The organism is Idiomarina sp. 017G (assembly GCF_004362265.1).
Classification (GTDB): Bacteria; Pseudomonadota; Gammaproteobacteria; order Enterobacterales; family Alteromonadaceae; genus Idiomarina; species Idiomarina loihiensis.
In genome coordinates, this window is sequence record NZ_SNWT01000007.1 from 17,182 (window position 1) to 41,625 (window position 24,444).

A 24,444-nucleotide genomic window follows, 5' to 3' on the forward strand; every position below is an offset into this window, starting at 1 on the left:
GGAATTTATAGCCCCAGGCTAATAACCGGGGCTTCTTCACTTTCTTGTCGCTGGGTAAAGTCATCTTTACTGGAAAGGTTTCGCCAGTTGGCTGCCACCAGGCTCTGTCCAGTGGCGCCACCCAGGCTGTTGCCAGGCCCCAGCAGTAATAATTTATCCGGTGCGAACTCTCTTAAGGCAACTGTAATGGCTTTGGTGTAGTCGTAATACTCGGTCACCTGGTGCCCAAAAGTATAGCGTTGCAGGGCATCCAAATGGCAGCCGGGCGGCTCCCAAATAACACCACGGCCGTCTATGAGTGGCAGTTCGGGTTGCCTGAAATGGTCGCTGTCCCATACGGAAAGAGCCTGCTCTGACGCCTCTTTCATTAACGGCGAATGAAAGGCCGCATGACCGGGCAAAATCATCGGGAAGCGATTATCAACCGGTTCCAGCGTTTTGCTGGCAGCGCCAATGGCATTCTGTGTACCCGCCAGCAGAACATAGCCGCCGTAACGAATGGATAAAAACAGCTCTCCGGCGTGTTGTTCTACCAGTTGACTGACGGCCTTTTCACGAGCTTTGTCCGGTTGCCACTGCTCGTTCATAATTGGGTAAATAAGCTGCGCACCTTCGGCTGTGGCAGTTCGCTTTGCCATGTCGGTGACAATAGACATTGCGTTTTCCGGCTGCCACACACCGGCACAGGCCAGAGCGGTATACCAGCCCATAGAGTTTCCGGTCACTGCCACTATGTCATACTGCTCGGTGTCAACGGCTTTAAAGTCGGCGTAACCGGCAGCAAAAATTAAGGCTGCAGAGTTCTCCGGCTTTAAATGCAAACGGTGATCGAACTTACTTTTCTGGTCGAGTTCCGAAACGCTAATAAAACCTTCGTTTTCGCGGACTTTGTCTAACTGGTTAATGAGATCGCTTTGCTTTGGCAAATGGCGTTCAGTAATAGAGCCTAATTCAGGTTTGTTGTAACCACCACGACCGGGGCAGACGATAACGGCAGTTTGTTTCATTGGCCTAAATGCTCCTGTAAATAGTGGATAATGTCTTCTTTTCCAGGCAGAACTTTATAAGCGGCAGAGCCCAGAGGAATAAAACTGTCTTTGGCGGTAATGCGGTCAACACGCTGCCAGTCGCCTCGGTGTTCGTATAGAGCGGTTACCAGCTCTTCACTTAACGAACCGCGGTTACGGCATTCGTCGACAACCAGAATGTGTTTCGCAGAGCCAACGGCCGCCACAATTTTCTCAATATCCAGTGGGACTAAATAGCGCAAATCAAGAATGCGGATTCGCTTTTCAAGCGCGAGTTCGCTGCACGCCTGCCGACTTAAGTAATAACCGTTGCCATAGGTGATGATAACCACCTCATTGCCTTCACCATAACTGGAAGGTTCGCCGAGAGCCGGTAGTGGCGCGGTAGCTGACGGAAACTCATGCAGCCAGCCTTTATCGCCCTCTGCGAGCAAGTCGCGGGTCATATAAAGCGCAATAGGCTCCAGAAAAATCACTAAGCGTTTTTGGCAGTGGGCCAGCTGAACCGCTTGTCTCATCATGAGCACGGCGTCCTGCCCATTCGACGGGCACATCACAATAACGCCCGGAATATCACGAAATACGGCGAAGGAATTGTCATTGTGAAAATGTCCGCCAAAGCCTTTCTGGTAGGCCAGACCGGCAATACGAATGACCATACCGTTGTGGTACTGACCATTAGAGAAAAAGGGCAGAGTTGCGGCTTCGCCCCGAATTTGGTCTTCGGCATTATGTACATAAGCCAGGAACTGTATTTCTGGTATGGGCAGAAAGCCTTGCTGCGCCATGCCCATGGCTAAGCCAAGAATGCTTTGCTCGTCCAGTAAGGTATTCACCACACGATTTGCGCCAAAGTGATCGAACAAGTGGTGAGTCACGTGGTATACCCCACCTTTTTTGCCAACATCTTCACCAAATACCACGGTGTTCTGGTATCGCGCCAATATTTCGTGCAATGCCCAGTTAATCATTTTGCCTAAGGGTTGAGGCTTCTTAAAGTTGCGCTTATCAAACGCAAATACCGCCTGTTGCTGGGTGCTGGTTAGCGGCTGAGTATCGTCGGCCAGAGTTTTTGGCACAATGGAAGCCATGACTGACTCTGCGCATTCGAGCCTGGGTCGGGCAGAGGCCTCAGTGCCCACCCGACGAATGCGCTGTAACCAGCATTGTGCTTTTTCCGAGAGTTGAATGCCGGTACAAAGTTCTCGCTCAATAACTTGCGCTGCACTTTGCAAAAGCACGTCAGTTTCAAAACTTTGTTCTATCGATTCATTGCTGCGATAGGCAACTTCTGCATCGGCACCGGCATGACCAAAGAAGCGCTGAGTCTTCAAATGTAAAATAGCGGGCTTTCGCGTACGCCTGATATACTCAGCTGCCTGACGGGCTACTGCGTAAGTTTCACTGACATTAGCGCCGTCTGCATAGTAGTAGCGTATTGCTGGGTAGTTTTGTAGCTGCTGGGCAGTCCATCCTCTGGGATTCGAGGTAGAAATACCAATGCCGTTGTCTTCACACACATAGAGAATAGGCATCGGCATGCCCTGATAAGCGCTCCAGCCGGTGGCATTTAGAGTCCCTACGGCGGTGGAGTGGTTTGCTGAGGCGTCGCCAAAGTTACAAAGCACAATGGCATCATCCGGCCACTGGCCAGCTTGCTTTAAGCGTTTACTGAGTCCAATGGCGTAGGCGGTACCCATGGCTTTGGGCAAGTGCGAAGCAATGGTTGAAGTTTGTGGCGGTATATTGAGTGCCCGGCTGCCTAAAACCTTGTGGCGACCGCCTGAAATAGGATCTTCACTGGAGGCGCAAAACGACAGCATGAGGTCATATAACGAGTGCGAGCCTTCTAACTGCTTGGCACGCTGTAGAAAGAATGCGCCGCTGCGATAGTGCAGAAAAGCCGGATCGGTTACCCGTAAAGCCGCTGCAATTGCGGCGTTACCTTCGTGTCCTGCGCTACCAATGGTATAAAAGCTTTTGCCCTGGCGTTGCAGGCGACGCGATTCGATATCAATGAAGCGGCTCAGAACCTGGCTGTGAAAAAGTGCGAATAGATCTGAGTCGTTTAAATTTGAGTGCCGCGATTGCGGCGCAGGCAAGTCTGCCCGCGCCAGTCGCTCAATAAAGTCCTGTTGCCAGCCCTCAATATCGCAACGCATGGTAAGCCTCGCTACTAAAACGCAGGAATGTCGGTCTGTGAACGACCCAGAATTAACGCGTGAATATCGTGTGTACCTTCGTAGGTATTAACCGCTTCTAAATTCATCACATGGCGAATAACGTGATACTCATCGGCAATGCCGTTACCGCCGTGCATATCGCGCGCCTGGCGGGCAATATCCAGTGCTTTGCCACAGCTATTGCGCTTAATTAATGAGATGGCTATTGGGTTGAGTGTACCCTTATCCAGCTCGCGCCCAGCTTGCAGGCAGCCTAATAATCCCAGGCTAATTTCGGTCTGCATGTCCGCCAGTTTTTTCTGTATTAACTGGTTTGCTGCCAGCGGGCGACCAAATTGACTGCGTTCTAACGTATATTGTCGTGCTGCGTGCCAGCAGAACTCTGCTGCGCCGAGCGAGCCCCAGGCAATGCCGTAGCGAGCTTTATTCAGGCAACTAAACGGGCCTTTTAAGCCTTTAACTTCCGGAAAAATGTGGTCTTCAGACACCTCAACGCCATCCATAACAATTTCGCCGGTAATAGACGCACGTAGCGAGAACTTACCGTCGATTTTGGGGGCGCTCAGGCCTTTCATGCCTTTTTCCAGTACAAAACCGCGAATCTCGCCGTCGAGTTTTGCCCAGACGACAAACACATCGGCGATAGGCGAGTTGGTTATCCACATTTTAGAGCCAGACAACACATAACCGTTGTCCGTGCGCTTGGCGGTGGTGCGCATACTGGCGGGGTCAGAGCCGGAATCGGGTTCTGTTAAGCCGAAACACCCAACCCATTCACCGCTGGCTAATTTAGGTAAGTATTTCTTGCGCTGAGCCTCGGTACCAAAGGTGTAAATAGGATGCATAACCAAAGAGGATTGCACACTCATAGCACTGCGGTAGCCGCTGTCGACACGTTCAATTTCTCGCGCAATAAGGCCATAGCTAACATGGTTCACACCGCTGCCGCCATATTCTTCCGGTAAGGTCGCGCCGAGTAGCCCCATCTCACCCAGTTCGTTCATAATCTGGCGATCAAAGTTCTCGTTGCGGTTGGCCTCCAGTACGCGAGGCATCAACTTTTCCTGAGCGTACTGATGAGCGCTTTCCTGAATCATTTTTTCTTCATCTGACAAAGCATTTTGCCAGTTGAGCGGATCGGACCAATTGAAACCAGCGGATGACATGTAACCTCCTGAAAAAAGTACTAAGCGACTCGGCTTTCCAGAGCCGTAAAGTCATTAATAGTGAGAATGGATTGCTCGGTGTTAATCAGCTGCTGTTCTTTCAGGGCAGTGAAAATACGGCTGACAGTTTCAACAGCCAGGCCCAGATAATTAGCAATATCCGTGCGTGTCATTGGCAATCGGTACTCACTGCGGGACAATCCATGTTGATGCATGTGCGTGCTTATTGAAAGTAAAAAGGCCACAACTTTCTGTTCAGCACTGGTATTAACAACGTTTAAGTAATGTTTGCTGCAATTTGCTAAGCGTCGACTCATAAGCTGCAGAAGGTTACTTTCAACTTTAGGAAGTTCCTGCGCAAATAATTTGCTCAGTCTAATTTCACACAGCATAGAGGTTTCCATGGTCTCACAATATGTAGCTGCTGAACCGCTGGCTAAGCTCTCAAGACCGACAATGTCGCCAACCATATGAAAGCTGGTAATTTGCTGCTTACCATTGCTGTCAATGGTGTAGCACTTCACCGAGCCGCTTTTTATTGCGAAAACTGAATTGAGTTTTTGCCCTTCACTAAAAACAACATTACGCTTGTTAAAAAGGTGCGGTTCGCGGCTGCATTTATCAAGAATTTCGACATCGGTTGGCACTAAACCGGCGGGAACGCAAATTGATTGCATGCTGCATTGGCTACATTGAATTGGGGTACGCATAGTCATCTCATCTGCTGAATTATTGATCTGGTTCACTATACAAAACCCTCCAGCAAATTTATCTACCTCTAAAGAGAGATGAGAGTTACCCCTTATCTTGTAGAATATCGACAGCCTCTACCGGACATACCGCGTAGCAGTTCGGTGTATCGTAATAGCCTTCACACTCTACGCACTTATCCTGATTTATCTCGTAAATGCTGTCGCCCATTGAAATCGCTTCGGTTGGGCATTCGGGTTCGCAAACATCGCAGTTAATACAGCCATCGTTAATGACAATCATGCTACTTTCCTCACGGTTGCTTCTTTTATCAGAAAACAAAAGGGAATATCGTTCTTCTCGATGCTAACCGGTGTCTGCAGTTTCACTTGATAACCGGAACCGGGCGCGCGGATCATGGCCTCGTCTTTAAGCGACTCCATGCGTGCCAATTGAAACGGATAATTACCTTTGGGTGTCATCAGCAGCAGTTCATCACCAATAGAAAAGCCATTTTTCACCTCAACCTCATATAAGGTTTTGTCGGCGGTTGCTGCTGCCAGTTGCCCGACCAGAATATGCTCGCCTTCGCTGTGCGAGCGTTCATAATTCTGCAAGTCTTGTGGCGTATGGCGTTGTAAGAAACCTGCGGTAAACCTACGGTTTGCCATACTTTCCAGTTCGCTAAGCAGCTCGTTATTAAAAGGCTTACCGGCCACGGCGTCGTCAATTGCGCGCCGATAAACCTGAGCTGTTCTGGCAATGTAATAGTCTGACTTAGTGCGGCCTTCAATTTTTAAAGAATGCACACCCATCTCAACTAAGTCCTTTACATATTCAACCGCGCGTAAATCCTTCGAGTTCATGATGTAGGAGCCGTGTATGTCCTCATCCAGCAACATTAAATCCTGTGGACGCTTCGGGTCACCAAGCAGTACCGGTTCATATTGACCCACAGCGTTTTCCTTTGCTTCATGCACCTCATACCCCCAGCGACAGGCATTGGTGCAGGCGCCTTGGTTTGGGTCGCGCTTGTTCATATAACCAGATAGCAGGCAGCGCCCGGAGTAGGCCATGCAGAGTGCGCCGTGTACAAATACTTCAACTTCCATATCAGGAACTTGCTTGCGCATTTCAGCAATTTCTTTGAGTCCCAGTTCGCGCGACAAAATAACTCGCTCAATGCCTTGTTGTTGCCAGAACTGAAGTGCAGCCCAGTTGACCGTGTTGGCCTGGACCGATAAGTGCAGAGGTTGGTCGGGAAAGTACTGTTGCAGCAACATAACCACGCCGGGGTCAGACACAATTAAGGCATCGGGCTTCATGTCGACAATGGTGCAAATGTGTTCAACAAAACGGGCCAGCTTGGCGTTGTGCGGCGCAATATTTACCACAACATAAAAACGCTTTCCCTGCTGATGAGCTTCGTTAATGCATTCGCCCAAGTTTTCCAGGGTAAAGCTGTTATTGCGTACCCGCAGGCTATAGCGAGGTTCGCCAGCATAAACGGCATCTGCACCGTAAGCAAAAGCCATACGCATAGCTTCAGGGCTACCGGCAGGACAAAGTAACTCAGGACGGAAATCTGCGGCTGACATAAAACACCTGTATCACCAAATTAACGGTGAAGAATAGCAGAATCAGGGAATTGGCAGCTTGACGCAAATCAAGGAGAGGTAGCGAGGGTAGGTGTTGGCAGATTACCCTCGCGATTACGGGCGATTATTATCGGTCCTTATTGAGGCGCTTTATTACCCTGTAGGTTGACCATCCATACGGCGGCCTCAACCCGGGAGCGTAGCCCCAGTTTCTTCAATAGGTGCTTTACGTGTACTTTAACTGTGCCATCTGAAATATCCAGTTCGCGGGCAATGACCTTATTACTCATGCCTTTGGCAATTAAGCTTAAAATCTCGTGCTCGCGATTGGTTAAGTTACTCAATTGAGAAGTGGTTGACTGCGTTGGTTGGCGCAGTGCGGTCGCCAGTATTTCGGTAATGGCTTCGCTTAAAACCATTTTGCCGGTAACAGCGCGATGAATCTGTTCCAACAGCAGTTCGGGTTCCATGTCTTTTAGCAGGTAACCGTCAGCACCATTGGTAATTGCCGCAACCACATCATCATCAGCATCACTCACTGTTAACATGATGATCCGCGAGGTGACTCCTGAGTCGCGGAGTCTCTTCAGAGTTTCTATGCCATCCATACCCTGCATGTTCAAATCCAGAACGATTAAGTCAGGGTCGTGCTCTACTGCTAGCAGCAAGGCGTCCGGGCCATTACTGGCCTCTGCGACAACGGTCATGTCATCTTCCATCGCAATCAACTGCTTTAATCCTTTGCGCAGTAGTGGATGATCATCCACGAGCATAATGCTGGCCGCTTCGGTTGTCATAGTGTTCTCCCTTATAAATTTAACCTGGTTAGTTTGACATAGCTTGTGCACAAATTCACCGCAGACAAGCATTACTTACACTTCTGAATAAAATTCTACTCCAAAAGAGGTAGCTGCTTACTCCATAATAAACCTAAAACTAACTCTTGATGTGAGTTGTATCCAAACCCTCATAGTTGCAAAGTCCTTACTCTGTGAATATGACAACGAATTGCAATGTTATGGGTAAAGTTTCGCAAGCGAATACAATGAGCGATGTTCGTGATTACCTCGGTTCTCGCGCGCTTTCCCGTGGGTTAACGCTGAGTGTGTTATTGCTTGGTGTCACATTTTGGGCAAGCTGGAGCGTTATCGTTGTATTACTGGCAAAATCAAACCTTAACTTAAGCCCGGTTCAGTTGCTGTCATTAGTCGCTATTGCTGGGGCAAGCGGTGCTGTGTCCAAGTTGTTAGGAACTTTGCTAGTCAATATCCTCGGACGATGGATGCCTACAGTTATTGCCACGCTTATGCTGCTAATGAGTATTATCAGTTTTGTGCAATTTTCAGCTGTGCAGCTGAGCTATCCTATATTGGTTGCTTTAGCTGCGGGGTCAGGCATGGGCTGCATGATGTTTGCGCCTGCATTCGACTTAACCCGCCAGTCAAAGGTCATGATCCCCTTGCCGTTGTCCATGAGCCTGGTTATCGGCATGATGATATTCTCTCTGTTTTTAGCTCAGCTGGTTGTGCCTCTGCTGGCTACCTGGCAGTTAGCTGCGGTAGATTCCGCTCTCATACTCGAGCGCAGCAGTGGTCATTTTTTCGCTCGCATCGAGGCTGGCCAGACTATTTTGCTAAACAATTTCAGTTTTGTCTGGGCGATTCTTTTTGGCCTGACAGCCATTTTGAGCGCCGCGGCTGCTTTATTGTCAAACCACAAACAGTCATTACCCAAAGTCACTTTAAGAAAGCTGCTGGCTCACAATGGGCACGTTTGGTATTGCAGTATTCTGTACAACATGACGTTTGGTAGCTTTATTGGCTTTACTATGGCATTGCCACTGATGCTGGAATTTGTGTTTGGTTACAGCACCTTAATTCTGGTTTGGATGGGGCCTTTTATTGCTCTGTTAGCCAGGCCTTTCGGACGTTGGCTGGCGACTATTTTTGGTGGCGCTCTGATAACGCAAGTGAGTCTGTTGTTGATGATGATATTCGGGGCTTTGGCTGGCCGCTACATGTATTTTGCTCAACATGGTGCCACTGAACTCTACTTTGAGCCTTTCTTCATCAGCATGCTGGGACTGATTTTTACCAGCGCCTTGGGGAACGGTTCAGTCGTTGTCAGTATGACCAAAGTCTTTCCCAGAACTTATACTCACAGAGTGTTAATTTGGGCGGGCACTATCGCTATGCTGGGTGCGGTTTATTTGCCCTTGCGCTTTGCCTGGGCTTTGCAGTCGCAAAACATGGACACCGTTTATATCGACTTCATTGTTTTCTATGTTATCGGGCTCTTGTTAAACGGTTTTGTCTATTTGCGCCGACGCGGCCAGTTCTATAACCCTTAAGAGTGTGGACGGTGTCTTTCACTATTGCAGCAAATAGTCCGGTGTAAAGGTGAAGCAAACTTCCGTGCCGCCGCTTTCCAGTCTTGAGATTTTTATTTCACCACCAAGATTACGACTGCGTTCCTGCATAATGGCTAACCCGTAATGATTAACCTTCTCCGCATTCTCAGGTAAACCGATGCCATCGTCAGTAATTTTAAGTTCCACGTCCTGTCCACTGGGCTGCGATAGGCTAATGTGTACTTCGCTCCCCTGACTATGGTTGACCGCATTCTGACTGGCTTCACGAATAATTTGCAGTAAATGGATTTCTTCATGAGGTACCAGCGGAATGTTGTTAAGACGGTAATCCAGATGGACAACCATATTACTTTGTTCGGTTAACTGTTTAACCGTCGTCTGCAATGCGCTGTAAAGGCCTGAACCATCCACTTTTAAGCGGAAGGTCGTTAGCAACTCCCGCAACTGTCGGTAGGCTGAGTTTAGGCCTTCTCTCAGTTCGCTACTGACATCATCTATCGTGGCGCGATCGTTCTTTTCAATGCCTTTGTGTAGCCGCGTAACCTGAATTTTTAAGTAGGACAAAGCCTGTGCCAGTGAGTCGTGCAGCTCGCGGGCTATAACGGTACGCTCGTGCATTAGTGCCAGCCGGCGCACTTGCTCTTCCTCAGATTTCAGGCTTTGCGATAAGGCCAGCTGGTCAGCTGTAGAGCTCATCAATTGCTGTTGCCAGGTAGCCAGAGGCTGTCCCTGTTCGCAGCGAACAATTAATACACCGTAGTTTTGATCTTCCCGTTTTAGCACAAAGCGATAAACCAGCTTGTCTTCTATTACTGAAGCACCAGGGCCAGCTTTAAGGCAGGTTGCGCAGTCACCGGCCTCACAGGGTTCGTGTGAACTGGGACGCGGTTGCAGTTGCAAAAACGGGCGGTTGCCTTCTTCCGTTAGCAGGCATAACTCAATGTCATTTACTTCACCAATTTCGTAGAGCTTTTCAATAACTTGCTGGTAATTATTGTAGTCATAACTGTGCACGATAATGGAGCGGGCGGTATCGTACAGAAAGGACAACACCTTGTTTTTGCGCGACAGTTCCTGAGTTTGCTGCTCTACCCGGCGTTCAAGACCACCGTAAAAGTAGCTGACGGTTTCCGACATCTTGTTCATTGTGCGGGAGAGCTGGCCTATTTCATCTTCGTTATCGATTTTTGACTTAGCGGTAAAGTCGCCCTGACCCAAACGTTTGGAAACCGCCAGCAGGTGTCGAAGCGGTTGGTTGATTTTTCGTTTTAGCACGGTAAGTAAAAAGAAAAATATGGCAACGATAAAAAATGAGGCTAAAGCCAGCGAGCTACGAACCGTCTCCATTCGTCTTTCTGAATGCTCTTGCAGCTGGCCAACCAGAGTGTCGAGCTGATTCACATAGTTGTCTATGGCGTTACTTTGTTGCTGGGAAAAGCGAGCAAAATCCTGCTCTGCTATTTCTGAGTGTACCCGCTGCCATTCGGTTCTGGCGTCTTTGGCCAGCTGTTGAATGCTACCGCCAGCTTTTACGAAGTGACGATGAAGTAGAGGTTGTTCCCAGAGTGTATCTATTTCCTGCGCCGTTTCGCTGGCCTGAACTTTCTTGCCGCTAGATAGCTGCAGCGCAAACTTATAGGCTTTCATTCGGTGTGAGCCCGCAACGTTAATCAACTCCGCGTCCTGCTCTGATTTTTCCAAAAGCCAGAATGCAGAGAGAGAAGAGGCGCTGGCAACAATTACGATAAGCGCAAGCGATACTCTGAAGACATTAATTATAGAAGCGTTGCGTATCATTCCGGGCGACGTCCTGAGTGAAAGTTCCGGTACATGATATAGCATTTCGAAAGAGGGGAACAAACAAGTGCGGATTAATTCATCAGTTTATTGCGGTGAAGAACTTTCTCGGTTCGGCGCGCTAACTTCTCCATAAAAACTAAGTCCGCTAAGGTTGGTTCTGCCAGTTCGTTGTCCAGGTCGGCCTGCCATTGGCTGACTTCAGCATCCAGCATTTCCATCATTTTTTTAGAGCAGCCACGACAAATACCCTGGCACATATCCGCTTCTTTTAAGCCAAAAGGGATGTGCTTACGAATGACATTGAGTAATTGATACATTGCGGTTTTGGTATCGGGTTTGCGGCTCATACGTCCTCCAGTAAACGCCTCACAAAAGAAAGCCAGGCTTCTGCAACGATTGCAGAAGCCTGGTTTATTAAGGGTTAATCAGACTTATGCTTTAAGCCTTTTACAACTTGCCAGCTAATACCTAACGCACCCACGATGAAGACCATGTCGCCAAGGGTACGGAACCAGCGTAGGTTCTGTAATAGAGGTTGCTGCATAAAGGCTTCACTGCGCGCATACCACAAGCCTTCGCTGGCAGCGGCGTAAAACTGAATGAAGCCGACAGGCAATAAGCTGGTGAAGAGCATTAGTGCTAAGCCAATGTTCATGGTCCAGAACGCCATTTTCATCAGTTTTTCGTCGAATTGCAGGTTCGGACGAATGTAGCGCAGAATCAACAGCACGAAACCAAGCGCCAGGAAACCGTACACACCAAACAAAGCTGCGTGTGCGTGAGTTGGCGTAGTGTTCAAGCCTTGCACATAGTACAGCGAAATAGGTGGGTTGATCATAAAGCCGAGTACACCTGCGCCAAGCATGTTCCAGAAGGCAACTGCAACGAAGCATAGTAATGGCCACTTAATGCGTTGCATCCAGGTTGCGCGTTTTTGCAGGCTGTAGTTTTCCCAGGCTTCGTAGCCCAGTACGATAAGCGGTACCACTTCTAACGCTGAGAAAGTAGCGCCCACGGCCATAACTGGCGTGGTTGTGCCGGCAAAGTACAAGTGGTGGAAAGTACCTGGCACACCACCCAGCATGAACAGTGACGCAGATGCTAACGCAGCCACGGTTGCCATGCGGCGGGAAACTAAGCCCATGCTGTGGAAAATGAAGGCCAGTGACGCCGTTGCGAACACTTCGAAGAAACCTTCTACCCACAGGTGAACAATCCACCAGCGCCAATATTCCATGATAGAAATGTGAGTACGTTCGCCGTAGAAGAAGCCAGCGCCATAGAATAGGCCAATGGCAACAACTGAAGCGGTAAATAATGCCAGTAAGTTCTTATCGCCTTTGACTTTAAATGCACCGACAACACAACGCATCATCAGTACCAGCCAGAAAACGATACCGAGGAACTTACCAATTTGCCATAGGCGACCTAAGTCGACGTATTCGTAGCCCTGGTGACCTAACCAGAAGTTAAGGTGCTCCGGCATAATTTGCGCAATGGCTAACCAGTTACCGATAAAGGTACCAGCAACAACTAACACCAGTGCCCAGAACAGGATATCGACACCCAGTTTCTGATACTTAGGATCTTTACCGCCATTAATAATTGGGGCAAGGAATAAACCAGCAGCCAGGAACCCGGTGGCAATCCAGAACATAGCGGCCTGAATGTGCCAGGTACGGGTTAGTGAGTAGGGGAACCACTCTGAAATATTAATGCCGTAGAATTCCTGTCCTTCGACTGTGTAGTGTGCGGTTAAGCCACCCAGTAAAACTTGTAGCGAGAACAACGCAACCACAATAAACAGGTATTTACCTAAGGCTTTTTGTGACGGCGTGAGCTTAATTTTGGCTATGGGGTCATGCTCTGGAGCAACAGGGTCTTCTTCGTCGTGTTGACGTAAAAACGCCCATGCCCAGATTAAGAAGCCAACACCGGCAATTAAGAGAATAACACTGACAATTGACCAGATAATATTTTCCGCGCTAGGCACGTTATCTATCAAGGTTTCATGTGGCCAGTTGTTGGTATAAGTAATATCTGAGTCAAAACGTTCTGTCGACGCGGCCCATGCTGTCCAGAAGAAAAAGTCGTTCATTACCGCACGACGAGCTTCTGAAGGAAGCGTATTTTCTTTCATGGCGTAGTTAACGCGGGTAGGGCGTAGCTCCGGATCATCGCTAAACAGTTTTGAGTAATACTCGCCGGTTTGCTCAATGGCCTGAATGCGTCGTTCGCTTAGAATAACGGTATCTGAAGCTTTGTCGTAAGTATTGGTCCGATACTCTTCTTTTAGCTCGTACTCTAGTTGGTTTTGCTGCGAGCCCGCTAGCTGTTCGTAGGGTTTACCAAAGACTTCGTTGGCGCGAATGTCCAGCCAGGCCAGAAGTTCGCGGTGTAGCCAGTCAGCTGTCCAGTCGGGCGCCTGATAAGCACCGTGCCCCCAAATTGAACCCAGTTGCATGCCACCAACAGACTGCCAGGCGGTTTGCCCGTCTAAAACAGACTCTTCGGTTGCAATGACTTTGCCATTGGTACTCATGAACTTATCCGGAATAGGCGGAGCTTCCCGGTAAACTTCCGTTCCAAAATACCCTAAAAGTCCAAAGGTAATTGCGAGAACCGCAATTAACGTCCACCAAAGCTTACGATAACCGGCCATAATTGACCTCCTTGATGCTGAACAGCTTCATATTGTTACTCCATAGATTTATGAGCAGAGAATTTTTATTAATTCGCTATGCATTCATCTAATTGCAATATTGAGGCCATATTTTAATTTATTGATAAATAAGGAATTTAATTTTAAAAGGGTATTTATGACTTAAGTTTATTAGGTTGTTTTTACTTTTATGGTTAAAAATACCCGAAAGGTTATTTCTACCCTTTAATGGGTATCTCTTTAAGGCTCCTGTCATTTCTTTCTTCTCGCTTAAATCTTGAGCGGGATCAATGCGCCCGAAACAGACTTAACTATGCTGAAGCACAATATCTAGTGATTATTTTTAAATTAATAACAATATATGGTGTTTTATGCCGGTTTCCCCTACAAGCCTACATTACATTGCGGAGCAAGTTGTCTGGCAAGAAGTGCCGGGAGAAGTTGCCTTAGCCTACACCATTACCGGCTGTCCGGTTGGCTGTAAAGGCTGCCACAGTGTGGATAGCTGGCCGGTGGGAAGCGGGTCGCCTTTAACGCAGGAACATCTGGCACAGCAGCTGCAAAAATACCGTGGGTTAATAACCTGTGTTTTATTTCTGGGCGGTGAATGGCAGCCCACAGCACTACTGAAACTATTAAAGCAAGTACGAAACGAAGGGCTGGAGACCTGCCTGTATACAGGCTATGAAAGCGTCTCTATATCCCTTCGCGAACAACTGACTTACTTAAAAACCGGGCCGTGGATTGCTGCCCGGGGCGGGCTGGAAAGCCCAACCACCAACCAACGCTTTTATGATTTACGGACCCGGCAGTTATTGAACTGCAAGTTTCAAACAGGAGAATAATTATGTTGCGCTTAAACGAGGAACAAGTCACTGGCAAAGTCGATTTCATTCACGAGTATCTGCATGCTCAAAACGCGGCCGATGGCTCGAAAATGGATGCCAACGCCAATGTCACACAAAAGAATATAGCAACGCTTGAAGCCGAGTTAATGAAAGACTTTTTTGTGCAGGTTAACCGTAAGCAAGTCAGCAATAAAATCAGTGAGCTTTTTGGTAACGAGCTGGCAAAAGAATACGTTCGTCAAATTGAAGACCATGAAATTTACGTGCATGACGAAACCAGCCTTAAACCTTACTGTGTTTCGGTCACTATGTACCCGTTCTTACGTGATGGCTTAACCAAGCTGGGCGGTGAATCTCAGGCACCCAAGCACCTGGAATCGTTTTGCGGCACCTTTGTTAACTTTGTTTTTGCGGTGAGCTCGCAGTTTGCCGGAGCCGTTGCCACGGTCGAGTTCTTAACTTACTTTGATTACTTTGCCCGCAAAGACTACGGCGACGACTACTTAAATACCCATCGTCACCAAATTGAAAACCATCTGCAGCACGTGGTGTATGCGCTGAATCAGCCTGCGGCGGCACGCGGCTACCAGAGTGTGTTCTGGAACATCTCAATTTACGATCAGCATTACTTTGACAGCATGTTTGGTGAGTTTGTTTTCCCTGCGGATTTTAGCAAACCAGAGTGGAGCTCGGTGAGCGCGCTACAGGACTTCTTCCTGGACTGGTTTAATAAGGAAAGGGAAAAGACGATTTTGACCTTCCCGGTGGTGACGGTGGCCATGTTAACCGACGAGGGACAATGCAAAGATCAGCTGTTTGCCGAAAAAATTGCCGGGGAAATGGCAAGCGGTAATTCCTTCTTTGTCTACTTGTCCGACAATGCCGACTCGTTAGCGTCCTGTTGCCGGCTACGTAGTGAAATTAGCGACAATACGTTCTCCTACACTTTGGGTGCCGGTGGTGTCGCGACAGGCTCTATTAATGTCATTACCATGAACATGAACCGTTTGGTGCAGGATGCCAGGGATTTAGAGGAAGAAGTCAGCAAAATTCACAAATATCAGGTGGCTTACCGAAAGCTGATGGAAGAATACAAGGAAGCGGGCTTATTAACCGTGTACGACGCGGGCTTTATTACCCTGGACAAGCAATTCCTGACTATAGGCATTAACGGCATGGTTGAAGCGGCGGAATCGCAGGGAATCATTGCAGGTAACAACCAGGCTTATAAAGACTTTGTACAAAGCCATTTAAAAGTGATTTACGACGCCAATAAAGCGGCGAAAAAAGAATACGGTTATATGTTCAACACTGAGTTTGTGCCAGCAGAAAACCTGGGTGTGAAAAACGCTAAGTGGGACAGAGCTGACGGCTATAAAGTGACCCGTGACTGCTACAACTCTTATTTTTATGCGGTAGAAGACGAAGAGGCCAATGCGCTGGATAAACTGGTTCTTCACGGAAAAGAATTGATTGAATACCTGGACGGAGGTTCGGCTCTGCACTTAAACCTGGATGAAAAGCTCAATAGCTCAGGGTATTTGTCGTTACTGAATATTGCGGCAAGAACCGGCTGTAACTATTTCTGCATTAACGTCAAAATTACTATCTGCAATGCCTGCGAGCAGATTGATAAACGCACCTTAGGTGAATGTTCCAGCTGTGGCTCTGAGGACATCGACTACGGCACCCGGGTTATTGGCTACTTGAAACGCGTGTCTGCTTTTAGTGCAGGCCGTCGAAAAGAGCACCATTTGCGTCATTATCACCGCAAGCAGCCAGCCGAGCTAGCTGTGGGTGCGGCACAATCGAATAGGGTATTGCGCCGAGCAAGCTAAACTGGCACAAAATGATTACAGAGAGGGATGAGTTTTCCCTCTTTCTGTAGCTCTCAGAATTCGAGTTTTGTGGTAATCTCCGCGCGAAAATTCCTGCCGGAATAATCAAACACTTTCATTCTTAACCACCAACCAACAAGGAGAGTTGGTGCAGTTTATATTTTGGTTCTGAACTGCACTGAAAAAACGCTATGAAAAAACTACTGTTTACCGTCATTTCGCTGCTGTTTTCGGTATCAGTGCTGGCTGCAGAACCATCTGCTGACCGTATCGATCTCACCTCATCGACCGTTGGTTACGCTGCCATCGTCATTTTTATTCTTGCGTATATTTTGGTGATGGGTGAAGAGAAACTGCACATGAGAAAATCCAAGCCTGTGCTGGTTGCGGCAGGGGTTATCTGGATCCTCATAGGGTTTGTTTATAGTGGCGACAATGCCGTTCTGGCGGAAGAGGCGTTCCGGGAAAACTTATTAAAATTCGCAGAGCTGATGTTGTTTTTGCTGGTGGCAATGACCTACATTAATGCTCTGGAAGAGCGGCGTTTGTTCGATGCGCTCAGCGCCTGGTTGATGAAAAAGGGCTTTACCTATAGAAAGCTCTTCTGGATAACCGGCTTTTTAGCGTTTTTCATTTCGCCTATTGCGGACAACCTGACTACCGCTTTGTTAATGTCGGCTGTGGTCATGAAAGTTGCCGAGGGCAATAAAAAGTTCGTCGCGCTTTGCTGTTCCAGTATTGTTATAGCGGTTAATGCCGCCGGTGCCTTCAGCCCGTTTGGGGACATAACCACGCTTATGGTGTGGCAGTCCGGCAAGGTAGAATTTACCGAGTTCTTACAGCTGTTTGTACCCGCGTTAGTGAACTACTTAATACCCGCAGTTATCATGAGCTTCTTTATTGAGAACAAAAGTCCGACAACATTGCATACCGAAGTCGAGCTTAAGCGCGGAGCCCTGCGCATTACGTTCTTATTCTTGTTAACAGTCGCAACCGCCGTTGCATGCCACATTTGGCTGCATTTACCGCCGGTGCTCGGCATGATGATGGGGCTGGGCTACTTACAGTTCTTCGGTTACTTCCTGCGTATGACCCTGCCGGGATCGCTGGCGCGCAAGCGAGCAATGGCAGAACGCGAAGGCGACCAAAAACGCCTGCAACAACTTGGTGGTGTCGTGCCATTCGACGTATTCAGCCGGGTTTCCCGTGCCGAATGGGACACCTTGCTGTTTTTCTACGGCATTGTGCTGTGCGTTGGCGGTTTAGGCTTTATGGGTTATTTAGGTTTACTGTCCGAGTCTCTTTACGGTGGTTTAGACCCAACCATAGCAAACAGTATTCTAGGCGTGGTCTCCGCTCTTGTGGATAACATCCCTGTGATGTTCGCAGTACTGTCCATGGACCCTGAAATGTCCACCGGACACTGGCTGCTAATAACCCTGGCCTGTTGTACCGGCGGCAGCCTGCTCTCTATCGGTTCCGCATCAGGCGTCGCCTTAATGGGACAAGCCAGAGGTTACTACACCTTTATGTCGCACCTGAAATGGACACCGGTAATAGCCATAGGCTACGCAGCCAGCATCCTGCTACACCTATGGCTAAACCAAGCCACCTTCCTCAGCTAGCGGGGAAGGGGAAAGGCTCTCTCGGGAAAGGACTGTTGCGCTCAGAGAGACGCCGTAAACCCATCCCTGGGGGCTTGGGTGGCGCCATCCTTGGCGCCACACACTCTCTGAGCCGGGAACCTCAACCACTCGACGTCCTGACGTTTTTTCCCTGCTGTGACAGTTTATTTACCTTTCACATTGGTGTTTTTTAAGGTAACTCGGGTGTAATAAAGTAATGGATTTTTTCACCCTCAAAGATAACTGGGAAGCTAGGCTCGCCATTATCTAATACCGTGAACTCAGCCGGGAACGCAGCATAGCCATCAAAGTAACGGGCACTGTCAAAAAGGGCATGTCTAATTGGCTTATTACCAAAGTTTAGATGAACATTATATGCCCAATATTCCTTACCGTCTTTTCTGATAATATTTAGCTTGCCGATGTGAGTAGATACGGAGCAAGCTAAACCGCTTTGTGCCTTTGGACCAATCCATAATTTTTTTGTGCGTTCTTTTGGCACCTTTGATAAATCAAAAGCCCGTCCCGATTTTTCGCAGACCTCACCTTCGAAGGATATCAAGGTAGCGTCGGTGTGGTCATAGTATACGTTACTGATCGTGTATGATTTTATATTAAGTCCATCAACGTGACTTAATGATATATCTAACTTATCGATAAACAGCTTAATAACGTTGTCATATGTTTTGGGCGGTAACTGGGTTGTTTTTTCCTCTAGCCAAATATATCTGGGGCGAATCCATTGGCTGCTATTATCATTAAGAAATAGACCTGGCATGCCAAACACCATAAGGCCAAGTGCATCGTTTAGGTTTTGACCAGCCGCGGTTTGGGAAAAGCTTTTACCTTTAGGACGCTCGGTATCATACATTTTATGATCATCTACAACTCCTTCTATTATATTTAGTGCTGTGCTCCGATCATAATTCCACTTGTAAACATCATTGGTTACGCGTAATTGAGGTGGACGTTCAACGGTGTTGATGCAGCCTGTTAGAAAGGTACCGCTGAGTACAAGCATCGCCAAAAGCTTTTTCATTTTAGCTCTCCTAGCCATTTTATTATTGTTTTAAAAGTTTCCTAGACTCAACTTTAGTGCCATTAAACCATATTGAAATAAAACGCGGTATGTGTATGATTCAGCTTTTTTGTTTCAATGATGTTGAGAGTGTAATAGTGAACGTATCGAAGTATCTCTTTCCCCTTTTAATTCCTGCCGTTCTTAGTGGCTGTTTAAATACCCCTAAATCTACGACTCCAAAGTATGAACCAACTGCTGAGCAGCGTGCAGCGGTTATGAAAGCAAGGAATGCTTTTATTCAGCGTATTGCGGGTGTTAAAAACCGGCAGCAGGCAAAGCAAGCTGAACCAACAGTAACGTTAGAAACTATTAGTCCTTCCGAGTTAAACGAGAACTACGAAAAACTTATTTCTAATGGTAAATCAGCTAACTTCAGCATCGAAAATAAGGAGCTGTTTATCGATGGCCAATCATACCTAGATATGGAAGGTACTCTGGTACTTGCTGGTTTCGATAATGAATCGGGTAAATTCTCATATATTATTGAAGTAGGTAATGAAGAGTATGTCGCAAAAACTATGCGGGTGGGGTCAAATGAAGATCCACTGACGTTTGCGAAAATTACTAAAAGTGGCGATCGCATGGTGATGAAAACAGTGACCGGGGAAACTATTACTGGAGAACGTGTTATCCCGACGTCGACCGGTTTCATAATGCCGCGAAGTAATGGTCTTATTGAAGTACCTATTACTGACAAAGCTAGACCTATCGGACTCCCTAAGGGGTATGTTGCTGCTGCAATGCAACGCGGAGATATCGGTTCCACTAATATTATTTTGTTGGAGAAGCTAAAAGAAGCCGACAATGAAGGTGGTCTTTTTGATTTCAGCGAAATAACCGGCGCATTCGGTCTGACAGAAGACGATGACTATTTGTTTTTTGATCTTGAAACAGGCAAATCAACAGTGTTGAACGTGAGTCGTGAAGGCAAAAACGAGCAGCACATGTACAACTGCAGACGCCAAAATGACTATGTGAATAAATGCAGTGGAATGGTTAAATATGAGTCCCTTTATACGAAGCTCGGAACGAAGAACACACAGCATTATTTTTGGTCAATAGACTGGCTAAGTACGGCTCAAGGTCCAATAGGGGTGATTAATACAGGAACAACCGTTGAGGTGATTGACTTAACGAACGACAAACAATTTGTATTATTCGAACGGTTAATGGGAGTAAATGAATTTAATTTACTGCCAACTCAGGATGATCGTTTGGGTATGTCAGTAAAGTTAGGGTTTTCCACTGAGGAAATCGATGATTTGCTAGCACACTTAAAAACTGTCCCTGCAGAAAAAGTTAAAAGTACTACTACATTATAAGATCACTTCTGATACTCAAGCCCGCCAAATGGGCTTGAGTAGTTTGGTTCAAATTGCCTCCCTGTCAGCTTAACTTTATAGATAAGCCTCTCTCGGCGGCAATCTTTCATACAACCTCCTAATTAATCTGATAAGGCGGGCTGGGAAAGGCGTTGATAGAGGTAACCCGGTCGCGGCACGCGCCGGATAGCTGGTAAGAAAGTGTGTGGCGCCAAGGATGGCGCCACCCAAGCCCCCAGGGATGGGTTTACGGCGTCTTTCTTACCAGCTCTCCAAGCGTAACCGAGGCCGGGTTACCGCCCCAGCCGCTAAACGACTTTGGAGTAGCGGTTTTGGCCGTGGTCCAGGTATTCGTCGAAACAGGCGCAGATGCTGCGAACCCAGAGGCGACCTAAGTCGGTGACCCGGAGCTTTTTGTCGGAGACGTCGACTAGACCGTCTTCAATGAATGGTTTTAGTAGTGGTATGGCTTCGGCGAAATGAGCCCAAAAATCGTCGAGATCCCATTGTGCTTTAAAGGCTTCTATATCGAGTTCAAAGTGGCAAATAACCTGAGAAATTAATGCGGCACGCAGCTTATCTTCGTCGTTTAACGCCATGCTTTTTATTATGGGCTTTTGTTCGTTATCTATCATTTTGTAGTAGGCAGGAAGCTCTTTTTCGTGTTGCCACAGCACACCGTTTACCTGGCTAATGGATGATACACCTAAGCCCAGCAGTGCGTCCTGACCGTCGGTGGTGTAGCCCTGGAAGTTACGCTGCAAACGTCCTTCGCGCTGAGCTATGGCAAGGCCATCGTCTTTTTTTGCAAAATGGTCCATGCCGATAAATTGATAACCGGCGTCGTTAAGCTGAGTAATGGCTTGTTCCAGCAGACTCAGCTTAACCGATGGCTGCGGAATGGATTCTTCCGGTATTTTCTTCTGCCCGGCAAAACGTTGAGGTAAATGCGCATAGCTAAATACCGAGATGCGGTCAGGGTCCATTTCAATGACTTGCTCAATAGACTTCTTAAAGGTTTCCGGGCGCTGGTAAGGCAGGCCGTAAATAAGGTCTAAGTTAATTGACTCAAAGCCTAGCTCTTTACTGAGCTTTAGCTGATGCGCAATAAGCTCAATATCCTGCACGCGATTGATCGCAATTTGAACTTTCTTGTCGAAGTCCTGCACCCCGTAGCTGACACGGTTAAAACCTAAATCGCGTAAATGGCGAAGTTTTTCGTCGCTGCAGCTGCGTGGGTCAATCTCTATGCTGACTTCAGGGTTGTCCGCGAAGGTAAAATGCTGATGAACCAGTTCCATTAGGCGGGTCAGTTGCTGCTCAGTCAAAAAGGTTGGGGTGCCACCGCCTAAATGAATCTGACGGATCTTCTTGTCCTTTACCATAGGCTGGTACATCGCCATTTCGCGGGCGAGGTAATCCAGATACCTATCTGCTTTATTCTGGTGGCGGGTAATTACTTTATTGCAACCACAGTAATAACAAAGCTTGTGGCAGAAAGGTAAGTGCAAATACAGACACAGTCCGTCATTTGCATTTTTCAGCGCGGTTTCTATGCGGCTTTCTGAAAATTGTTCGGAAAGCATTAACGCTGTGGGATAAGACGTATAACGAGGTCCATTAATGTTGTATTTTTCTATTAACTCTTTATCCCAGGTAACTGTACTCATAACCACCTCTTGACCCCAGTCAAAAACTATTTAATTAACTTGTCTGTATTGTTTCACCTTTTTCTTTATAAATAAAATCACTAAACCGGTCTCCTATTAAATATAAGGTCCTTGGTAGCTTTTGATTTACCTCAATGGTGTCTAAGAAGTTTTTTAAATGTAACCCTAATTCGGTATTGCCTTTTACCATTAGTTTCCGATTAAAGAATAAAGTGTCGGGGTCAACCTTTCCGTAAATCAGTAAAAGCAGTGCGTCACCGTCTGCTGAGAGCTGTACGTCGGGTTCAAATGGGCTCTTGAGGGATTTTAGTTGGTTTCCTTTTAACGTCAAAAATAGAGATAAATCAATGTCTTTAACCTTTATCTCTATTATGTTTCCAGAAATAAAATTAAGCTCCCCTGATGAGATTTCTTCCTTAAATAAAATATTTAATAACTTTTCAGACCCGAAGTTAATAAATTTCGATGGAATTAATTTGTTTATTGGTCGAATTATATTAGGTATAGAAGATACCCAGTTGGTGGTATTCATATTTTGCTCCGTTTACAACAACAAAATAAAAGTTGTGAGCACTATAATGAATTAACAATTAGGGTGCTACAAAATATTAAATAGAGGTTTTAAATGGAACTGCTTTGTCCGGCCGGAAGTATCCCTGCATTAAAAGCGGCTATAGAAAATGGTGCCGATGCGGTCTATGTGGGGTTAAAGGATGAAACCAATGCACGTCATTTCGCTGGTCTGAATTTAAATCAGATGAAGCTAGCAGAAGCAGCGGACTATGTGCACAAGCATGGTCGTAAACTGCACGTTGCCATTAATACCTTTGCGCATGCCAACAGTTGGGAGAAATGGCGTCGGGCAGTTGATGATGCTGTTCTGGCCAGTGCTGATGTACTGATTATTGCAGACCTCGCGGTTTTGGCTTACGCGGCTGAAAGGTACCCCAAAGTTGAAAGGCACTTGTCGGTGCAGGCATCTGCAACCAACGCCGGAGCCATCCGCTTTTATCAGCAGTTTGGCGTGTCGCGGGTGGTCTTGCCGCGTGTGTTGTCTATGCAGCAAGTCAGAGCCCTGGCGCGCACAACTGACGTCGAGCTGGAAGTCTTTGCTTTCGGTAGCCTCTGCATTATGGCGGAGGGGCGTTGTTATCTTAGCTCTTATTTAACCGGCGAGTCTCCTAATACCGCTGGAGCCTGCTCACCTGCGGCTTTTGTGGAGTGGGACGAACAGGACAATAAACTGGAGTCACGGCTTAACGGCGTGCTTATCGACCGTTTTGATGAAAACGAAAAAGCGGGTTATCCCACTCTATGCAAAGGGCGTTTTTCGGTTGACGACGAAACTTACAACGTACTGGAAGAACCGACCAGCCTGAATACCTTAAGTTTGTTGCCGCAACTGTATAAAGAAGGCATTGCCTCGTTAAAAATTGAAGGGCGGCAGCGCAGCCCGGCTTATGTGTCGCAAATTACCAGAGTCTGGCGTCAGGCTATCGATGCCGTTATGACCGACCCGGACGCCTTTGAAGTGGAAGATAACTGGAATTCGGTTCTGGCCTCACTTTCTGAAGGCAGTCAAACGACGCTGGGCGCGTACCACCGGAAATGGAAGTAACCAATATGAAGTTTTCTCTAGGACCTATTCTGTATTTTTGGCCGAAACAACAGGTTTTTGATTTTTATCAGCAAGCTGCCGAGTCGGATGTTGAACACGTGTATCTTGGTGAAACCGTCTGCAGTAAGCGTCGTGAGTTAAAGCTGGATGACTATCTGGCGATAGCGCATATGCTAAGAGAAGCCGGGAAAAAAGTAACGCTGTCGACAATGACCTTGTTGGAAGCTCCTGCGGAGCTCCGGGAGCTGGGTAAATATTGCGATAATGGCGAGTTTGATGTTGAAGCCAATGATGTCAGTGCTATTGGGGTGCTGCAGGAGCAGGGGTTGAACTTTACCGCAGGGCCGGCCATTAATATTTATAATCACCAGAGTCTGCGCCGTTTAATTGATATGGGTATGACACGTTGGGTGGTTCCATTTGAACTTTCCCGCGACTGGCTGCAGGACGTGTTACAGCACAACCTTATCGACACCGTGAGGGACTGCTTTGACGTGGAAGTTTTTTCCTTTGGTCATATACCCTTGGCCTGGTCTGGTCGCTGCTTTACTGCCCGCTCGGAGAACCGCCCGAAAGATCAGTGCGAGCTATGTTGCATAAAGTACCCGGAAGGCCGGGAAGTGAAAAGTCAGGAAGGTCAGCAGGTGTTTGTGCTTAATGGTATTCAGACGCAATCGGGTACACGTTATAACCTGATAAACCAGCTGCCGGGTATGAATGGCCTGGTCGATATTGTGCGTATTAGTCCGCAACCCGAGGGGACTTTCGACTGGCTACAACGCTTCCGCAGTAATATCAATGGGGAACACCCCGTGACCCTGACGAGCAAAGAGAACAATGGCTATTGGTTGCAACTGGCGGGGCTAGCGACAGGCTAGAATCTCTAAATAGGTATTAACTGACTTTTAGTGGTAGAGCGTCGATCTTCGTCAAAATAAAAGGTA

20 protein-coding genes are annotated in these 24,444 nt (G+C 47.4%); 7 read left to right on the top strand and 13 right to left on the bottom strand.

Annotated features, from left to right (window positions below):
• Positions 1 to 5 precede the first annotated feature (5 nt).
• The 7 genes from DEU30_RS09635 to narL all read right to left on the bottom strand — a co-directional run bounded on the left by DEU30_RS09635 (position 6) and on the right by narL (position 7,462).
• Positions 6 to 1,007 (bottom strand): malonyl CoA-ACP transacylase, encoded by a 1,002-nt coding sequence (locus DEU30_RS09635; protein WP_114982142.1) that lies wholly within the window; start codon positions 1,005 to 1,007, stop codon positions 6 to 8.
• The gene (locus tag DEU30_RS09640) at positions 1,004 to 3,190 is read right to left on the bottom strand and encodes a thiamine pyrophosphate-dependent enzyme (RefSeq protein WP_114982141.1); all 2,187 of its coding nucleotides are present in this window, start codon (positions 3,188 to 3,190) and stop codon (positions 1,004 to 1,006) included. Before DEU30_RS09640 ends, DEU30_RS09635 begins: the two co-directional genes overlap by 4 nt.
• Before the next feature lie 14 nt (positions 3,191 to 3,204).
• Entirely contained in the window at positions 3,205 to 4,377 is a 1,173-nt protein-coding gene (locus tag DEU30_RS09645) for an acyl-CoA dehydrogenase (protein WP_110012987.1), read from the bottom strand.
• A 20-nt stretch (positions 4,378 to 4,397) separates the two neighbouring features.
• On the bottom strand, positions 4,398 to 5,054 hold the full coding sequence (locus DEU30_RS09650; protein WP_016341254.1) for a helix-turn-helix domain-containing protein: 657 nt from the start codon (positions 5,052 to 5,054) through the stop codon (positions 4,398 to 4,400).
• A 118-nt stretch (positions 5,055 to 5,172) separates the two neighbouring features.
• On the bottom strand, positions 5,173 to 5,370 hold the full coding sequence (locus tag DEU30_RS09655; protein WP_011233443.1) for a YfhL family 4Fe-4S dicluster ferredoxin: 198 nt from the start codon (positions 5,368 to 5,370) through the stop codon (positions 5,173 to 5,175).
• The gene (yegQ, locus tag DEU30_RS09660) at positions 5,367 to 6,665 is read right to left on the bottom strand and encodes a tRNA 5-hydroxyuridine modification protein YegQ (RefSeq protein WP_114982140.1); all 1,299 of its coding nucleotides are present in this window, start codon (positions 6,663 to 6,665) and stop codon (positions 5,367 to 5,369) included. The genes DEU30_RS09655 and yegQ overlap by 4 nt, the downstream gene beginning before the upstream one ends.
• A 137-nt stretch (positions 6,666 to 6,802) precedes the next feature.
• Positions 6,803 to 7,462, bottom strand: a complete 660-nt coding sequence (narL, locus tag DEU30_RS09665; RefSeq protein ID WP_011233445.1) for a two-component system response regulator NarL — start codon at positions 7,460 to 7,462, stop codon at positions 6,803 to 6,805.
• Between the two features lie 248 nt (positions 7,463 to 7,710).
• Here narL and DEU30_RS09670 point away from each other — a divergent pair, with 248 nt between their 5' ends.
• Positions 7,711 to 9,015: a nitrate/nitrite transporter gene (locus tag DEU30_RS09670; RefSeq protein ID WP_227016371.1), complete on the top strand. Its 1,305-nt coding sequence runs from the start codon at positions 7,711 to 7,713 to the stop codon at positions 9,013 to 9,015.
• A gap of 21 nt (positions 9,016 to 9,036) precedes the next feature.
• Here DEU30_RS09670 and DEU30_RS09675 read toward each other — a convergent pair whose 3' ends face one another.
• The 3 genes from DEU30_RS09675 to DEU30_RS09685 form a co-directional block, all read right to left on the bottom strand.
• Positions 9,037 to 10,833, bottom strand: coding sequence for an ATP-binding protein (locus DEU30_RS09675; protein ID WP_114982139.1), 1,797 nt, complete (start codon positions 10,831 to 10,833; stop codon positions 9,037 to 9,039).
• A 74-nt stretch (positions 10,834 to 10,907) separates the two neighbouring features.
• Positions 10,908 to 11,183, bottom strand: coding sequence for a hypothetical protein (locus DEU30_RS09680; RefSeq protein ID WP_114982138.1), 276 nt, complete (start codon positions 11,181 to 11,183; stop codon positions 10,908 to 10,910).
• Between the two features lie 74 nt (positions 11,184 to 11,257).
• Positions 11,258 to 13,498 (bottom strand): nitric-oxide reductase large subunit, encoded by a 2,241-nt coding sequence (locus tag DEU30_RS09685; RefSeq protein ID WP_011233449.1) that lies wholly within the window; start codon positions 13,496 to 13,498, stop codon positions 11,258 to 11,260.
• A 371-nt stretch (positions 13,499 to 13,869) separates the two neighbouring features.
• Between DEU30_RS09685 and nrdG the strand changes: the two genes are divergently transcribed.
• The 3 genes from nrdG to nhaD all read left to right on the top strand — a co-directional run bounded on the left by nrdG (position 13,870) and on the right by nhaD (position 17,809).
• Complete coding sequence (gene nrdG, locus DEU30_RS09690) at positions 13,870 to 14,343, top strand: anaerobic ribonucleoside-triphosphate reductase activating protein (protein WP_114982137.1); 474 nt, start codon at positions 13,870 to 13,872, stop codon at positions 14,341 to 14,343.
• Between the two features lie 2 nt (positions 14,344 to 14,345).
• Positions 14,346 to 16,184, top strand: a complete 1,839-nt coding sequence (gene nrdD / locus DEU30_RS09695; protein WP_114982136.1) for an anaerobic ribonucleoside-triphosphate reductase — start codon at positions 14,346 to 14,348, stop codon at positions 16,182 to 16,184.
• A 191-nt stretch (positions 16,185 to 16,375) separates the two neighbouring features.
• Positions 16,376 to 17,809 (top strand): sodium:proton antiporter NhaD, encoded by a 1,434-nt coding sequence (gene nhaD, locus DEU30_RS09700; RefSeq protein ID WP_110012995.1) that lies wholly within the window; start codon positions 16,376 to 16,378, stop codon positions 17,807 to 17,809.
• 190 nt (positions 17,810 to 17,999) lie between these two features.
• On the opposite strand, the gene DEU30_RS09705 is transcribed toward nhaD, so the two are convergent.
• Positions 18,000 to 18,848, bottom strand: coding sequence for a hypothetical protein (locus DEU30_RS09705; RefSeq protein WP_114982135.1), 849 nt, complete (start codon positions 18,846 to 18,848; stop codon positions 18,000 to 18,002).
• Positions 18,849 to 18,943: 95 nt separating this feature from the next.
• Here DEU30_RS09705 and DEU30_RS09710 point away from each other — a divergent pair, with 95 nt between their 5' ends.
• Complete coding sequence (locus DEU30_RS09710; RefSeq protein WP_114982134.1) at positions 18,944 to 20,212, top strand: hypothetical protein; 1,269 nt, start codon at positions 18,944 to 18,946, stop codon at positions 20,210 to 20,212.
• Between the two features lie 308 nt (positions 20,213 to 20,520).
• Here the strand turns inward: DEU30_RS09710 and hemN are convergent, their stop codons facing one another.
• Both hemN and DEU30_RS09720 read right to left on the bottom strand, forming a co-directional pair.
• A complete protein-coding gene (hemN, locus tag DEU30_RS09715; protein WP_114982133.1) occupies positions 20,521 to 21,882 on the bottom strand; it encodes an oxygen-independent coproporphyrinogen III oxidase in 1,362 nt (453 codons plus the stop codon).
• 34 nt (positions 21,883 to 21,916) lie between these two features.
• Complete coding sequence (locus tag DEU30_RS09720; RefSeq protein WP_110012997.1) at positions 21,917 to 22,414, bottom strand: SCP2 sterol-binding domain-containing protein; 498 nt, start codon at positions 22,412 to 22,414, stop codon at positions 21,917 to 21,919.
• A gap of 93 nt (positions 22,415 to 22,507) precedes the next feature.
• Here DEU30_RS09720 and DEU30_RS09725 point away from each other — a divergent pair, with 93 nt between their 5' ends.
• Together DEU30_RS09725 and DEU30_RS09730 are read left to right on the top strand one after the other, a co-directional pair.
• Entirely contained in the window at positions 22,508 to 23,500 is a 993-nt protein-coding gene (locus DEU30_RS09725) for a peptidase U32 family protein (protein WP_114982132.1), read from the top strand.
• Positions 23,501 to 23,505: 5 nt separating this feature from the next.
• The gene (locus DEU30_RS09730) at positions 23,506 to 24,378 is read left to right on the top strand and encodes a U32 family peptidase (protein WP_114982150.1); all 873 of its coding nucleotides are present in this window, start codon (positions 23,506 to 23,508) and stop codon (positions 24,376 to 24,378) included.
• Positions 24,379 to 24,444 lie beyond the last annotated feature (66 nt).